Annotated in this window: 15 protein-coding genes; 13 read left to right on the top strand and 2 right to left on the bottom strand. The window is 59.9% G+C overall.

Annotated elements, in window-relative coordinates; genetic code table 11:
- The first annotated feature begins 4 nt into the window (after window positions 1-4).
- From ACQZ45_RS23465 to trbI, 8 genes are read left to right on the top strand one after another with little or no spacing between them, the layout of a single operon-like run.
- Entirely contained in the window at window positions 5-2473 is a 2469-nt protein-coding gene (locus ACQZ45_RS23465) for a conjugal transfer protein TrbE (RefSeq protein ID WP_012654968.1), read from the top strand.
- Entirely contained in the window at window positions 2445-3254 is an 810-nt protein-coding gene (gene trbJ / locus ACQZ45_RS23460; protein ID WP_012654967.1) for a P-type conjugative transfer protein TrbJ, read from the top strand. Before ACQZ45_RS23465 ends, trbJ begins: the two co-directional genes overlap by 29 nt.
- Entirely contained in the window at window positions 3251-3469 is a 219-nt protein-coding gene (gene trbK / locus ACQZ45_RS23455; RefSeq protein ID WP_012654966.1) for an entry exclusion protein TrbK, read from the top strand. The genes trbJ and trbK overlap by 4 nt, the downstream gene beginning before the upstream one ends.
- Window positions 3463-4659 carry a P-type conjugative transfer protein TrbL gene (gene trbL, locus ACQZ45_RS23450; RefSeq protein WP_012654965.1) on the top strand — a complete coding sequence of 399 codons (1197 nt, stop codon included), beginning with the start codon at window positions 3463-3465 and terminating at the stop codon, window positions 4657-4659. Before trbK ends, trbL begins: the two co-directional genes overlap by 7 nt.
- Before the next feature lie 14 nt (window positions 4660-4673).
- Entirely contained in the window at window positions 4674-5336 is a 663-nt protein-coding gene (locus tag ACQZ45_RS23445) for a conjugal transfer protein TrbF (protein WP_012654964.1), read from the top strand.
- Window positions 5337-5353: 17 nt separating this feature from the next.
- Window positions 5354-6208 carry a P-type conjugative transfer protein TrbG gene (gene trbG / locus ACQZ45_RS23440; RefSeq protein ID WP_041724026.1) on the top strand — a complete coding sequence of 285 codons (855 nt, stop codon included), beginning with the start codon at window positions 5354-5356 and terminating at the stop codon, window positions 6206-6208.
- Window positions 6208-6684, top strand: coding sequence for a conjugal transfer protein TrbH (trbH, locus tag ACQZ45_RS23435; protein WP_012654962.1), 477 nt, complete (start codon window positions 6208-6210; stop codon window positions 6682-6684). The genes trbG and trbH overlap by 1 nt, the downstream gene beginning before the upstream one ends.
- A gap of 12 nt (window positions 6685-6696) precedes the next feature.
- Window positions 6697-8007, top strand: a complete 1311-nt coding sequence (trbI, locus tag ACQZ45_RS23430; protein WP_012654961.1) for an IncP-type conjugal transfer protein TrbI — start codon at window positions 6697-6699, stop codon at window positions 8005-8007.
- A 231-nt stretch (window positions 8008-8238) separates the two neighbouring features.
- On the opposite strand, the gene ACQZ45_RS23425 is transcribed toward trbI, so the two are convergent.
- Window positions 8239-9141, bottom strand: a complete 903-nt coding sequence (locus ACQZ45_RS23425; RefSeq protein ID WP_041723969.1) for a LysR family transcriptional regulator — start codon at window positions 9139-9141, stop codon at window positions 8239-8241.
- A 253-nt stretch (window positions 9142-9394) separates the two neighbouring features.
- Between ACQZ45_RS23425 and nocP the strand changes: the two genes are divergently transcribed.
- The 5 genes from nocP (at window position 9395) to ACQZ45_RS23400 (ending at window position 13630) form a co-directional block, all read left to right on the top strand.
- A complete protein-coding gene (nocP, locus tag ACQZ45_RS23420; RefSeq protein WP_012654959.1) occupies window positions 9395-10168 on the top strand; it encodes a nopaline ABC transporter ATP-binding protein NocP in 774 nt (257 codons plus the stop codon).
- A 65-nt stretch (window positions 10169-10233) separates the two neighbouring features.
- Window positions 10234-11085 (top strand): nopaline ABC transporter substrate-binding protein NocT, encoded by an 852-nt coding sequence (gene nocT / locus ACQZ45_RS23415; RefSeq protein WP_012654958.1) that lies wholly within the window; start codon window positions 10234-10236, stop codon window positions 11083-11085.
- A gap of 72 nt (window positions 11086-11157) precedes the next feature.
- The gene (gene nocQ / locus ACQZ45_RS23410) at window positions 11158-11868 is read left to right on the top strand and encodes a nopaline ABC transporter permease NocQ (protein ID WP_012654957.1); all 711 of its coding nucleotides are present in this window, start codon (window positions 11158-11160) and stop codon (window positions 11866-11868) included.
- A 1-nt stretch (window position 11869) separates the two neighbouring features.
- Window positions 11870-12595: a nopaline ABC transporter permease NocM gene (nocM, locus tag ACQZ45_RS23405; protein ID WP_012654956.1), complete on the top strand. Its 726-nt coding sequence runs from the start codon at window positions 11870-11872 to the stop codon at window positions 12593-12595.
- Window positions 12596-12709: 114 nt separating this feature from the next.
- Window positions 12710-13630, top strand: a complete 921-nt coding sequence (locus ACQZ45_RS23400; protein WP_012654955.1) for a LysR family transcriptional regulator — start codon at window positions 12710-12712, stop codon at window positions 13628-13630.
- Between the two features lie 118 nt (window positions 13631-13748).
- Here ACQZ45_RS23400 and ACQZ45_RS23395 read toward each other — a convergent pair whose 3' ends face one another.
- A complete protein-coding gene (locus tag ACQZ45_RS23395; RefSeq protein ID WP_012654954.1) occupies window positions 13749-15704 on the bottom strand; it encodes a hydantoinase B/oxoprolinase family protein in 1956 nt (651 codons plus the stop codon).
- Window positions 15705-15706: the final 2 nt, after the last annotated feature.

The raw sequence follows: 15706 nt of genomic DNA, 5'->3' as shown, positions 1-15706 counted from the left end.
GGACATGGTGGCACTGAAACTCTTCCGACACTCCGGACCGTCATTCGCCGATCTGGTTCCTTATGCGGGCCTGGTCGACAATGGCGTGATCCTTCTGAAGGACGGCTCACTGACGGCCGGCTGGTATTTTGCCGGCCCGGACAGCGAAAGCTCGACAGACTCAGAGCGCAACGAGGTGTCGCGGCAGATCAATATGATCCTCTCACGTCTGGGCTCGGGCTGGATGATCCAGGTCGAGGCTTTGCGGGTCCCGACGATCGACTATCCGGCAGAGGGCGCCTGCCACTTTCCCGATCCCGTCACCCGCGCCATCGATAAGGAGCGCAGGTCGCATTTCGAGAGGGAGAGCGGGCATTTCGAGAGCCGACACGCGCTGATCCTGACCTGGCGGCCGCCCGAGCCTCGGCGCTCCGGCTTGGCGCGCTACGTCTATTCCGACACTGCCAGCCGTTCGGCCACCTATGCCGACACGGCGCTAGAGTCTTTCCGGACCTCGATCCGCGAGGTTGAGCAGTACCTTGCCAATGTCGTCTCCATCCGCCGCATGGTGACGCGCGAAACCGAAGAGCGCGGGGGTTTCCGGATAGCCCGCTATGACGAGCTGTTCCAGTTCATCCGCTTCTGCATCACCGGTGAGAACCATCCAGTCCGGCTCCCGGATATCCCGATGTATCTTGACTGGCTGGTCACGGCCGAGCTGCAGCACGGTCTGACGCCGACGGTCGAGAACCGCTTCCTCGGCGTCGTCGCCATTGACGGCTTAGCCGCGGAGAGCTGGCCGGGGATCCTCAACAGCCTCGACCTGATGCCGCTCACCTATCGGTGGTCGTCGCGCTTCGTTTTTCTCGACGAGCAGGAGGCACGCCAGAAGCTGGAGCGCACCCGCAAGAAATGGCAGCAGAAGGTGCGGCCGTTCTTCGATCAGCTTTTCCAGACCCAGAGCCGTTCGGTGGATCAGGACGCCATGATGATGGTGGCCGAGACGGAGGACGCAATCGCCGAGGCATCGTCGCAGCTCGTCGCTTATGGATATTACACGCCGGTCATCGTGTTGTTCGATGAACAGCAAGAACGGCTTCAGGAAAAGTGCGAGGCGATCCGTCGATTGATCCAGGCCGAAGGATTCGGCGCCCGGATCGAGACGCTGAACGCGACTGACGCCTTTCTGGGCAGTCTGCCGGGTGTCTCCTATGCCAATATCCGCGAGCCGCTCGTCAATACGCGCAATCTCGCTGACCTCATTCCGCTGAACTCGGTCTGGTCCGGAAGCCCCATCGCACCGTGCCCGTTCTATCCGCCGGGATCGCCGCCGCTCATGCAGGTCGCCAGCGGCTCGACGCCGTTCCGCCTGAACCTGCATGTCGATGATGTCGGGCATGCGCTGGTCTTCGGCCCGACCGGCTCGGGCAAATCGACTTTGCTGTCGCTGATCGCCGCGCAGTTTCGGCGCTATGCGGATGCGCAGATATTCGCTTTCGACAAGGGGCGGTCGATGTTGCCGCTGACACTCGCCATCGGCGGCGATCACTACGAAATCGGCGGGGACGCGTCCGGAGAAGGGGAGGGGGCTTCGCCGCGACTGGCCTTCTGCCCGCTCGCCGAACTCGCGTCGGACGGCGACCGCGCCTGGGCGGCGGAGTGGATCGAGACGCTCGTCGCCCTGCAGGGCGTCACGGTTACGCCTGACTATCGCAACGCCATTTCCAGGCAGTTGGGCCTGATGGCGGAATCGCGCGGCCGCTCGCTCTCGGACTTCGTCTCCGGTGTGCAGATGCGCGAGATCAAGGATGCGCTGCACCACTACACGGTCGATGGACCGATGGGCCAGTTGCTTGATGCCGAACAGGACGGACTGGCGCTCGGCGCTTTCCAGTGCTTCGAGGTCGAGGAGCTGATGAATATGGGTGAGCGCAATCTCGTCCCGGTCCTGCTCTATATGTTCCGGCGGGTCGAGAAGCGGCTGACGGGGGCGCCCAGCCTCATTATTCTCGATGAGGCCTGGCTGATGCTCGGTCATCCGACGTTCCGCGACAAGATACGTGAATGGCTGAAGGTTCTGCGCAAGGCCAACTGCGCAGTCGTGCTCGCCACGCAGTCGATCTCCGACGCCGAGCGCTCCGGTATCATCGACGTGCTGAAGGAATCCTGCCCGACCAAGATATGTCTGCCCAACGGCGCGGCACGCGAGCCAGGGACGCGCGAGTTCTATGAGCGCATCGGTTTCAATGAGCGACAGATCGAGATCGTCGCCACCGCACTGCCGAAACGCGAATATTACGTCGCCTCGCCGGAGGGCCGCCGGCTGTTCGATATGTCGCTCGGTCCCGTAGCGCTTTCCTTCGTCGGTGCGTCCGGCAAGGAGGACCTGAAGCGCATCCGCGCCCTTCACTTCCAACACGGGGCGGATTGGCCCAAGCACTGGCTCCAGCAAAGGGGGATCGCCCATGCCGAAACACTTTTCCAGGCCGCTTGAAGCGGCGCGCGCCGCCATGATCACGGCCATCATCGTCCCGGTCGCTCTGCCGTTTACCGCATATGCCGGCGGCGTTACCGGACAGGCCACCGAATGGACCCAACTCGCCAACAATGCGGAGCTCATTAGTCTCGTCGGCAAGTCCGCCGAGCAGGTGAACAATCAGATTACCCAGATCAGCCAGCTTGCCGAGCAGATTCAGAACCAGATCAACATCTACAAGAATCTGCTGCAGAACACCGCGCAACTGCCGGCCCATATCTGGGGCCAGGTCGAGAACGACCTCAACAAGCTCCAGAACATCGTCGCGCAGGGGCAGGGCGTCGCCTTTTCGATGGGCAACATCGACGACGTCGTGAAGCAGCGCTTCCAGAGTTTTGCCGACATGAAGAGCAACCTGCCGGGCGGCCAGAGCTTCTCAACGACCTATCAGAACTGGTCCGACACCAATCGCGACACCATCGCGGGCACACTGAAGGCGGCTAACCTCACGGCCGAGCAGTTTTCTAGCGAGGAATCCACCATGTCCTCGCTGCGCTCGATGTCGGAGAGCGCCGACGGCCAGATGAAGGCCCTGCAGGTGGGGCACCAAATCGCCACCCAGCAGGTGGCACAGATGCAGAAGCTGCGTGGGTTGGTGTCGCAGCAGACCACGATGATGGGAACATGGTTTCAGTCGGAACAGGCGAGACAAGACCTCGCCCAGGCCCGACGCGAAAAATTCTTCAACGCGCCGACCAATGACATTCGCGGCGGCCAGACGATGGAGCCGCGCTGGTGAGCCCGCGCATCCTCATCGTCCTCGCAGTCGCGGGTCTGGTCGCCTTCGGAGCCGGCATGATCGTCTGGGTGGTGGTCCAACCGGATGCTGCGACTGAAACACCGGCCGGGACGTCCGGTTCTGGCGCAGCGCAGCGCGACCACCGGGAGCGCTTCCTCGGCGGCGACCCGGATCGCGACGTGCGCGGCGGGCAGGAAATGAAGCCGCGATGGTAGTCGTCCGCCCGTCCCGCAAGCTCGAAACCGCTTTCATCGTCATCGCGATCCTGGCTCTTGCGACAGCGCCGACGCTCGCACAGCAAGGTTCCGTGCTCACCACGTTGGAGAACCAGGTCGTCACCGCCGCCAAGGGCTGGGAGACGACGATCATGAACGCGGCACGGTCCCTGTTCTGGATCCTCGCGGGGATCGAGATCGGTATTGCTGCCGTGTGGCTGGCTATCAATGCGGCAAGCCTCGACGCGTGGTTCGCCGAGCTCGTGCGTCGGATCATGTTCATCGGTCTCTTCGCCTTCATCCTCGATCGCGGCCCGGCGCTCGCGAAGGCGGTGGTGGACAGCCTGTTCCAGATCGGCGCCGGCGGGGGCTCCGCGTCGCCGGCCAACATCTTCGATGCGGGTATCCGCGTAGCCTCCAAAATGTCGGAACAGGCGAAGTTCGGGCTGTGGGAGGACAACGCACTGGCGATCGCCGCGGTCTTCGCGATGATCGTTGTCGTCGTCGCTTTCAGCCTCGTCGCCGCGATCTTTGTCGCCGTCATGGTCGAGATGTATGTGGGCCTCCTCGCCGGCATGATCATGCTCGGCTTGGGTGGCAGCTCCTATACCAAGGATTTCGCGGTCCGTTACCTTGTCTATGCCTTCTCGGTCGGCATGAAGCTGATGGCGTTGGTGATGATCGCGAAGATCGGATCCGACATTCTGATAGGGCTGGCCGAGGCGCCGACGGCGACCTCCGACCAGTTCATCACCACGATCGGCATCGCCGGCATCTCCGTTGTGGTTTTCATCATCGCTATGTATGTGCCGCCGATCATCCAGGGCGTCGTGCAGGGCGCATCGGTCTCAGGCGGCATGGAGGCGATCCGCCATGGTGGTCAGACGGCCGCCTTCGCCGCCGGTGGCGCCTTCCTTGGCGCGGGCGCCGCGATGAAGGGGGCAGAATCAGCGAGCTCGGCGAGGGCAGGGGGATCGTCGATGGCGGGAGCAGCCCTTCGCGGCATGGCGTCCGGCATCGGCAACGCCGGATGGGCGGCAAGCTCTGCGGCACGAGAAAAGGCGATCGCTTCGCCCGGCGCCTATGCCGGCTCTCTGCTCGGCCTCGCCAATGCCAAGCTTGATCAGACCCGGCAATCCGGCAGGCCCTCGGCGCCTCCTCCGCCTCCACCCGTCAACGAAAACAAGTAAGAGGCTGACCGCGCATGGCCGGACGCACCCCGCCCGACAATCCCTATATCGCAGCGAGAACGGAATGGAACGAGCGCTACGGCTCCTATGTGAAGGCCGCCGCGGCCTGGCGTCTGGTCGGCGTCACCGGGATGACCATGGCGGTGGTCGGCTTCAGCTACGCTCTCTACCAGAGCACTCAGGTCAAGCTGGTGCCCTATATCGTCGAGGTCGACAAGCTCGGCACGGCCTCAAGCGCCGGTTTCCCGCAGCAGATCGAGTATGCCGATCCGCGTGTGGTGCGCGCCACGCTTGGCAGTTTTGTTTCGAACTTCCGGTCGGTGTCGCCGGATGCTGTCGTGCAGAAACAATATATCGACCGCACCTATGCGCTGCTTCGGACCTCGGACCCTGCGACAGAAAAAATCAATGCCTGGTTCCGCTCCTCCTCACCCTTCGAGAAGGCGAAGAACGCCACCGTCGCCGTCGAGGTCAACAACATTGTCGCGCTGTCGAACCAGTCCTACCAGATCGACTGGACCGAGTTCGAGCGCGATCGCCGCGGCAAGGAGACCGCCACGCGCCGGTTCCGCGGGATCGCCACCGTGACGCTTACACCGCCGCAGGACGAGGGCGTCATCCGGCTTAACCCGATCGGACTCTATCTTAGGGATCTCGACTGGACCGCGCAGCTTTGAAAGGCATGGCCCCGAACATGAACATTCGACTGAGACGTTTTCCGGCCAGGCTGGCTGCCGCCGCGATCGTTGCCGCAATCGTGCCGTTGCCGACTTCTCTTTCCTCCCGCGCGCTCGCAGCTGATGGCGTCACCGCCAATGAAGCGAAGGGGATGGGGATTTCCACCCAGTGGCGCGACTCACGCGGGCTTGTCACGAAAGGACCGGACGGGAAGGTGATCTTCCTCTATGGCGAAGTGCAGCCCTCCGTCGTCTGCTCACCTTTGCAGGTCTGCGACATCGAGCTCCAGGGCGGCGAGGTCGTTCGCGACGTACTCGTCGGCGACACCGTTAGGTGGAAGGTTGAGCCCGCAACATCGGGAGCGGCAGGAGGGCAGGCGATCCACCTGATCGTCAAGCCATCGGAGTCCAACCTTGTCACCTCGATGGTGGTGACCACCTCGCGTCGCACCTACCATATCCAGCTCAAGTCGCACCAGACACAATACATGGCACGTGTTGGCTTCGAATATCCGGAAGACGTGTCCATCAAGCTCGCTGACATCAACGCGCGGATGGAAGCCAGCACCATTCCCGGCGCCGGCGTTCCCGCCGAGCAACTGAATTTTGCCTATTCTGTATCGGGCAATGCAGGGTGGCGGCCGACGCGCGTCTATTCGGACGGGGAGAAGACTTACGTCCAGTTCCCGCGCACGATCTCCGGCCAGGATGCGCCCGTGCTGTTTGTCGTCTCCGGTGGTCAGAACCGCATCGTCAACTATCGGATGAAGGGCGACATGATGGTGGTCGACTACCACGTCGACCGCGCGGTCCTGGTCTCCGGCGTCGGCTGGAGACAGGAGAAGGTGACGATCCGGCGGGGAGGGCGGTGATGCGAAGCTTCCCCTTTCTCGCGCGCGCCTTGCACACCCTCCGCGGCCCTGCCGCCGCCTGCGCCCTCGCCCTTCTCCTTTCCGGATGCCAGTCGCGCGGAACGGAAGAATTGACCTCCAGCAATGCCCCTGCCGAGATCTCAGGCCAGGCGGCGAGCGCGATCGCCGGCGATATGGTGAGCAGGCTCGCCGAGCAGATCGGCCCCGGGACCACGACTGTCTCGCTAAAGCAGGACAGCTCGCCTTTCGGGCAGGCGCTCGAGGCAGCCCTGAAGGGCTGGGGTTATGCGGTGGTGACCGACCAGAAGACGGATGGTGCTGCGCGCACCGTGCCGCTCGCCTATGTCGTCATTCCGTTCGAGGGGCAGCTCCTGGCCCGCCTTTCTACGAACAGCGTCGAGCTTGGCCGCGCCTACACCGTCACAACGACGGGTGCGCAGCCGGCGAGCGCACTCTCAGTCATGAAGCGCGGTTAGGGGAGGGCGGTCATGGTTCAATCGCTCAAGCTCGGCGGCACTGCCAACGACGAGACAGGCTCTGGCATGCGCCGGATTAACCGTCTGCCGATCATCGTCGTGGTCGTGCTGGTCGTCGCCTTCCTTGGTGTCATCTTCTACGGTCTGACATCGAGAGGGCTATATTTCCGCGACACCGGACCGGACACAAGCTCCGGCAATCCGGCGTCAACCTTCGCCGACCAGATCAAACGTGGGGTCTCGGACGGCATCATCGGCGAACCGCAGCAGGTGACGACGCTGCAGCCGACGCCGGTCGAGACGCAGGAAGAGAAGCGCTCCGTCAATCCATTCACGCCGCAGCCCGGTCAACGGGAAGACGCGCGGCCGGAACCGCAACTGGAATCGGAACAGGTCTGGCGCGCCCGCTTGCAGCGCGAGCAGGAAGAGCAATATCTTCGTGAGCGGCAGCGCCAGAGAATGGCCCGGCTGCAGGCCAATGACGCCGCCTATGATTCGCCGATCGCGGTCGACCGCGGCAAGTTCGCTGGGCGAGGAGCGGACACAAACGACACGGCAGCAGCGACAACGAACGGGGTTTCCACTGCGGTGACACCCGGAGCGCCCGACCTCTACGCGGCCGCTCTTCGTGCCGGTCTCGGCGGGCAAAATGTTGATCCGAACGGCCAGAAGTCGAAGGAGGATTTCTTCAATGCCGACCTCAAGGAACTTGGCTACCTGCCGAACCGTGTCGTCCCCCAACAGTCGCTCTACGAACTCAAGCGCGGCTCAGTCATTCCCGCGACATTGATCACCGGGATCAATTCCGACCTTCCCGGGCGCATCACCGCCCAGGTGAGCCAGAACGTCTACGATTCAGCGACGGGACACCGCCTCCTGATCCCGCAGGGTACGAAACTGTTCGGCCGTTACGACAGCAAAGTGTCGTTCGGCCAGAGCCGGGTGCTGGTCGTCTGGACCGACATCATCTTCCCGAATGGCTCGACGCTGCAGATCGGCGGCATGTCCGGGACGGACGCGCAGGGCTACAGCGGTTTCCGCGATAAGGTGGATCGGAAGTGGCTCCAGACGTTTGGTTCGGCCATCCTCATTGCCGTGATCGGCACGGGGATTGACATGGCGGTTCCGCAGAGTTCGACACTGGCGACGCAGGATACGGCCTCCGATGCGGCGCGTCGGAACTTTGCCGAAACCTTCGGTCGTGTCGCTGACCGGACCATCGAGAGAAACATGGACGTACAGCCGACGATCGAGATCCGGCCTGGTTACAAATTCAATGTCCTTGTCGATCAGGACATTGTTTTCCCCGGAACATATCGATGAGACGCGTGCCCAGTCTCAACGACCCTGCCGCGTTCGGGGAAATAACACCGTGACAAAAGTGCCCAACCGATCGCATCACACCCCGGGAGCCAGAGATGTGCCAAGTCCAAACAATTTCGTTGCTTTCGGGAAAGCGATACCATCCACGGCCATCGCGATCATCGCCAGCCTTTCCGGCCACGACACCGGGCTGAACCCGATTTCTTTGACAACTTGCGGCGAACCTGACGATCAAATGGTTTCATAGGGTAAGGCTTTCAAAGCATCGAGCAACGCTGCCCGGAATTCGCTAACCAAGCGCGGCGGCGGGCTGTCAGTCGGAAGAACTATAGCAAAATGGTAGGGGACAACCGGATCAAAGGAGCGCTGAATAACCTGATTTGCACTGTAGTAGTCGGCAGTGAAGGGGTCGACAATGCCAACCCCCATTCCCCTGCTTACCAGATCGCAGAGATTCAGTGCCAGACTACTTTCTATCCTGCGGTTACAGTGGACGCCGCAGCTGTCCAGTGCGGCGTCTGTCTGCATCCGTAGAAGGCTCACCGGAGAGAGGCAAATCAATGACTCTCCTTCAAGGTCCGTCGCATGAACAGTTTCCTTGTCTTCGAGACGATGCCCCGGCGGCAGCAGGCAGACGGCACGAAACGAAGGGACAGGTTCAATGGTGAGACCAGGATAGTCGCCAGCCAATATCGATATTCCGAGATCGTAGTGCTGGAGCGAGACCAATTCGAGGACCGTCTGGGAGGGAACCGTGTCGAGGTAGACCGACACGTCGGGCCGATCGGCGATGAACGTCTGGATGACGCCGGACATAAAACTCAGAGCCGGCGCCGTATAACAGGCGACCCTTAGAGACCCCATGTGAGACTTCTTCAGTTCAGCCGCGACTTTGTCGATGTGCTGAATCCCGTTGAAATGTCGCGACACTTCCTTGAACAGAATACCGGCCTCCCGCGTAGGACGTAACCGGTTGCCCGTTCTTTCGAAGAGGCTGATCCCAATTTCCTCTTCGAGATCCCTGATCAGCCGGCTGATCGCGGGCTGCGTGATCCTCACCAGATTCGCTGCTGACGTCATACCTCCTGTCAGCATGACTGCCCGGAACGCTTCTAACTGACGCGATTGAATCATTGCTTTCTCCATAACAAATACACATGGGCGCATGCCTATTACTGCCCTTGCGATATGGAAGGCAAGCTTTTAGTAACAATAGAAAACTGGGTCCTACTCTCGAAGAATGTACCGCGGTGGCCACGTGAACACGTGTTTCACCTTTGAGAATGAAAGCCGGACAGGTGCCGGCTGCGCCATTCTCGGCCGTGCTAACGGCACGGTTTTTCGCTGCATCGCAAGGGATAGGGAATGATAGAACAAGGGAACGCGAATGGACGGTACGCAGCCCACCCTGGTGGCAGAAGATATCCATAAGAACTTCGGAACGCTTGAAGTTCTGAAGGGCATTTCACTCACGGCCAATAAAGGCGATGTGGTTTCGATTATCGGCAGCTCCGGGTCCGGTAAGAGTACTTTCCTGCGCTGTATGAATTTCCTCGAAACCCCGAACAAGGGCCGTATCGCTGTCGGGCAGGAAGAGGTCGTCGTCAAAACGGATGCGGCTGGCCGATTGATCGGCGTCGATCGCAAAAAGATCGAACGCATGCGGATGCAACTCGGCATGGTGTTTCAGAGCTTCAATCTGTGGGGACATATGACTGTCCTGCAGAACGTCATGGAAGGCCCCGTACACGTTCTCAAGCAGCCCAAGGGCGACGTGCGCGACCGTGCAATGGATTTCCTGGACAAGGTCGGTATTGCCGACAAGCACGACGCCTACCCGTCTCAATTGTCAGGTGGGCAACAACAGCGCGTCAGCATCGCACGCGCACTGGCTATGCAGCCGAGCGCGCTTCTCTTCGACGAACCAACCTCTGCCCTCGATCCGGAATTGGTGGGTGAAGTCCTGAAGGTGATCAGGAAGCTCGCCGAGGAGGGGCGGACGATGGTCGTGGTGACGCACGAAATGGGTTTTGCTCGCGACGTATCGAGCAAGGTTCTCTTTCTCGAAAAGGGGCAAATCGAAGAGCAGGGAACGCCGCAAGAAGTGTTCCAGAACCCGACGTCACCAAGGTGTCGGGCCTTTCTCTCCAGCGTTCTGTGAGCGCGCAAGCGCGCAGAAGAGTCAACACTCGAAATAAAAAAATAACAGCAACAGAGGTGAACGTTATGAAATTCTTCAACTTAAATGCGCTTGCGGCAGTTGTGACCGGCGTCCTCGTCGCGGCAGGCCCCTCACAGGCCAAGGACTACAAGAGCATTACGATTGCAACCGAAGGATCCTATGCGCCGTACAACTTCAAGGATGCGGGCGGAAAACTGATCGGCTTCGACATCGATCTCGGAAACGACCTTTGCAAGCGCATGAACATCGAATGTAAATTCGTCGAGCAGGCTTGGGACGGGATCATTCCTTCTCTCACGGCGGGTCGTTACGATGCCATTATGGCGGCGATGGGAATTCAGCCGGCGCGCGAAAAGGTCATTTCGTTCTCCCGCCCGTATCTCCTCACGCCGATGACGTTCCTGACGACAGCGGACAGTCCACTTCTGAAGACCCCGGTGGCACTCGAGAACCTTCCGCTCGACAATATCACCCCCGAGCAGAAAACCGAGTTGGATAAGTTCACCAAGGTTTTCGAAGGCATGAAGTTTGGCGTTCAAGCCGGTACATCTCATGAAGCGTTCATGAAACAAATGATGCCGAGCGTGCAGATTTCCACCTATGACACCATCGACAATGTCGTAATGGATCTGAAGGCCGGCCGTATCGACGCGAGCCTGGCTTCGGTCAGCTTCCTGAAGCCGCTAACGGACAAGCCTGACAACAAGGACCTGAAGATGTTTGGTCCGAGGATGACGGGGGGAGTGTTCGGCAAGGGTGTCGGCGTTGGCATCCGCAAAGAGGATACCGATCTCAAAGCCTTGTTCGACAAAGCAATTGATTCCGCGATTGCCGATGGGACCGTTCAGAAGCTGTCTCAACAGTGGTTCGGTTACGACGCGTCTCCCAAGCAGTAATTACTTTCAATAGGAGCGTCGGCACTCGTGTGGCCGGCGCTCTATCTGTTTAGCAAGCTTGAGGCGTGGTCGATGGACTTGACACTATTGCAATGGGGAGATGCCGGCTGGGGCGATGAATTGGTGCGCGGGGCGATGATGACTGTTGTCGTCGCAGCCTGTTCGTACCTTTTCGGAATCATCTTTGGTTCGATTTTCGCTGCGGCAAAACTATCCCGTTTCTGGTCACTACGCCTGCTCGGTGACGTCTATACGACGGTCGTTCGCGGCGTCCCTGAACTGCTCATCATCTTTTTGGTATTCTTCGGTGGCGGCACACTCCTGCGCACCATCGCCAATGGACTGTTCGGATACGAGGGGTACATCGAGCCTCAAATCTTCGTGATCGGCGTACTCTGCATCAGTGTGAGTGCCGGAGCATATGCCACCGAGGTCATTCGCGCTGCCGTTCTCGCTGTTCCCCCCGGCCAGATCGAAGCGGCGAAGTCCATTGGGATGGGTCCGTGGCTGCGGCTGCGGCGGGTGCTGATCCCACAAGCGGCTAGGTTCGCCCTCCCAGGCCTTGGAAATGTCTGGCAGTTCACGCTCAAGGACACGTCGCTAATTTCCGTTGTCGGCCTGGTCGAAATCATGCGGACAGCGGCGATGGGGGCAGGTTCGACGAAGCAGCCCTTTACCTTCTATATCACCGCCTTCGTGATCTTCCTTGTTCTTTCCTCCGTGTCAAATCGGGGCTTTCTTAAAGCTGAAAAGTGGGCGAACCGCGGTGTGAGGAGCCAATAATATGGATATTCAACTCATCATCGAGTCGTTCCCCAAACTCATTGCTGCCGTCCCCACGACGCTGGCGCTCGCGTTCATATCGCTCCTCATCGGATTTGTTGTTTCGGTACCTGTCGCGCTTATGCGGCTTTCGAAAAACCGCATCGTTTCTTCGGTAGCATACGGCTACGTCTACCTGATCCGATCGACCCCACTTCTGGTGCAGATGTTCCTGATTTACTACGGGTCGGCTCAGTTCAGAGGGTTTCTCACGGAAATTGGTCTGTGGTCGTCGTTCCGCGAACCGTGGTTTTGTGCGATCCTCGCTCTGGCCCTCAATACCGCGGCCTATACCAGCGAAATCATCCGGGGCGGCATACAGGCGGTTCCTCTCGGGCAGATCGAAGCGGCGCGCGCTGTCGGCATGTCCACAGTTCTCCAGTTTAGGAGAATCGTGTTCCCGATCGCCATCCGGCAAGCGTTGCCGGCCTATGGCAACGAAGTCATGCTCATCATCAAATCGACGTCGCTTGCTTCGACAATCACTATCGTCGAAGTGACCGGTCTGGCGAAGCAGATCATCTCGGCCACCTACAGCCCGGTCGAAGTGTTCATCGTCGCCGGTGCGATCTACCTGTTCATCACGTTCATTGTCAGCCGCCTGGTCATTCTGGCGGAGTGGTGGCTCAATCCGCACATGCGCGCCCGGGTGGGCGGAACGGCTCCGAAGGCCGTGGAGACGCATTAGAACTTGGAAATCCCCGTTGGATTACCGATCGAAAGAGTGCGCTCGGGCGAATGTCGACGTAACATTCAAATCTTAGGGTTTGAATGTTACGTCGCTTTGTATTGGTGAGCGGAGATGTCGTATCAAATAGAAATTGGAAGCATCCGCTGTTTTGTCGTTGCCGCTGAAGAACTACATTTCCGCAGAGCCGCGATCCGACTGAACATGTCGCAGCCAACGCTCAGCCAGCAGATCAAGCGGCTTGAAGAGCTTATGGGGGTGCAACTGTTCATCCGCTCTACGCGGCGCGTGGAGCTGACGCGTGCGGGAGCATCATTCCTTGATCACGCGCGCGAGATCCTTTTGAAAATCGACGAGGCGATCCTCAATGCCAAGCTGGAAGCCGGCGGTCTCAGTCCCGGCGGAGAAGAGCTGATCATCGGAGCGATCAGCCCGGCCACCAGTCAATTGCTCCCCTTGATCTTGAGCCGTTTCCGGCAAAGGTTTCCCAGGACTAGGCTTGTCATCAAAGAGGTCGATTCCATAGAGCTTCTGCGAGGGATCGAGCGCGGTGACTTCCATGTCGGGTTGATGCGACCGCCATCCAACAGCAATCTGGTACGGTTTCAGCACCTGTTGTCGGAACGATTTGTTGCCGTCATGCCCCGCCAATCGGTACTTGCGAGAAAAACCGCGTTGAAATTATCAGATTTCGCCGGACACGGTGTTTTCGCGCTCAAGCGCTTCGAGCTATCGTGTTTTGAGACTGTATACGAACAACTTGTCGGCGCCGGCCTGCTGATCGAGAACGACATAGCGGTCTCCGACACCAATACAGCTCTGGCCCTGGTGACTGCCGGCGTCGGGATCACGTTCCTGCCGGAGTGGGTGTCTGCGATGGCCCCCGACGGCGTTGTTACCCGAGTTGTGGACGATATGTCCGTCGAGATTTCGATGGCCGTGGGCTGGAATCCAGATTGCCCGGTTCCAGGGATACTGCCTTTCGTCGAGTTTGCGACGTTGGCTGCGCAAAACCTGATTTCAGCACGAAAATAGCGGCGCTTGTGAAATTCTGAATGAACAAAGGGAGCCCCTGGAGGAGGCATCCCTTCCAATAGCCGCACTTTCAGACGACCGTTCATACTAACTGATTACCATCACAGGACCATTGCCGCTACAACCGGCCGGCTTCTTCGGCGATGACTTGATCCAGTTTCCCGGCATCAACCCGTTCACCTTTCGCCAACAGGCGGTGATGAACGCGATCGACGAGCTGGCTGCGGATGCGCTGTTCATAGGTCAATGCCCGCGATGCCAGTTCCCTGCGTGTCTGCTGCGACCACACCTGGTCCTGACGCTGGCGTTCGATGCAGAAATTGAAGTCGTCTGACTTTCGGTTCCCGCGTTCGCGGCGTTGTTCCGCGGTCGCCGCCTCGTCGATCTTACCGTCCCGGTCGAAGACGACAGCATAGACGTCGGCGGCCCGCTCCGGGGAAATCATGCCGTTTTCGATCTCGCGCGCGATCGCCGCCACATCCCGCTCAAGAGGTTCGCCGAACGCCCCGCCTGTGGAACTGGTGATCCTGAGAATATCGCCCTGTCCGAGCTCCAGCACCGAGATCTTGCCGACCGATCGCTCATCGGGTCGGCCAGGATTGACGATTGCCTTACCCAGAAGACCGATCTCTCCCCCCTTGAAGCCCCACGGCGCGAACACAAACCGGTTCAGGTTTCTGACCGTTATGACCGCGCGATTTGACGTGTTTTCCATTTCGATTTCGAGCGCGGCGCCGCTGGCGAATCTTCCCGCGCGGCGACTGTCCGGCACGAGGCGGAGCGCCCGCATGACCAGCACCGTTTCGATCTCGATGACTTCGACTGGCACGCTGCGCTGTGAGTAGCGTACTTCCGATCCGTCCAGGCCGTCAACGCCACGGCGGGCACCGCCGCCGCCGTCGATCGTACCCACCACGTTGACACGGTCACGGCCTGTACGAGGATCGGGAGCCGAAACGACGATAACCCCGCTCATACCGCCACCGGCTGCGGCAAGGCCCTCCGGTAGTGCCTGATTGAGGCACCCCAGGATAACGTCGTAGGCGCGTGTCGCTGATGCAGCACGAGACCCGCCGGATGCGGGATAGACCGCGTTGAGAACCGTGCCGCGCGGAGCATGGCCGTGGATCGCCCGCAAGATACCGGAGTTGCGCGGCGTCAGCGGATCAACGGTCAGGATGTAGGCGTAAAGGCACTGGATAATGTAGGGGTGGGTGGTTGCCCCCGTTACCAGGTTGTAGGCGGCCGCCAATTGCGGATCCGTGCCGGTAAAATCAACCTCGATCTCGCTGTCCTTCACCGTCATGGTCACGCTGAAATAGGCCAGCTGACCATCATGGATCCCTTCAAGATAGTCCGAGAAGGTATATACACCGTCCCGAATCGTCCTGATCACCGCGCGGGCCTTGGTCTCCGCGTAGTTGATGACGTCCTGCATCCCCTCCTCGACACTCTCACGATCATATCGCTCGCAAAGCTCGCTGACGCGCCGGTCCATGCTCTTCAGGCCCGAGATCATGGCCTGAATGTCGCCCCACAACTCGGTCGGAATTCGGCTGTTGTCCTGGAAGATCGACTTGATCGCTTCGTTCAACACCCCTCCTTCGTAGAGCTTCATTGGCCTGACACGGAGGCCCTCCTGGAATACTTCCGTGAAGGCTGGCGAGATACTTCCTGGAACGGCGCCGCCGATATCGGACGCATGGACAAATGCCCAGCCGATCGCGATCAGCTTCTCGTCGTAGAAGATCGGATAAAGCAGCGTAACGTCCATCAGGTGCGTCACCAGACCGTCCGTGGCAAAGGGATCGTTGGTGATGATGATATCGCCTTGCTTCAGGTTCTCCCGGCCGATGGCATCCAGCGTCGGCTTCAACGGGGAGCCGACGAAGACATTGACGCCAGACAACATCGGATAAGCGAACATTTCGCCTTCGGCAGTCGCAATCGCACACTGATAATCCTGCACGATCTTAACGAAAGTCGTGTGGGCGGTGCGGTAGATCGCGGCAGAGGCTTCTTCGACAATCGCGTTGAATCGATTGTTCATGACGGCAGTACGAACGGCATCCATTG

Source organism: Agrobacterium sp. 16-2014-1-2a (assembly GCF_053522705.1).
The sequence above is the reverse complement of the archived record's forward strand: the minus strand, read 5'-3'. Positions and strand labels throughout refer to the sequence as shown.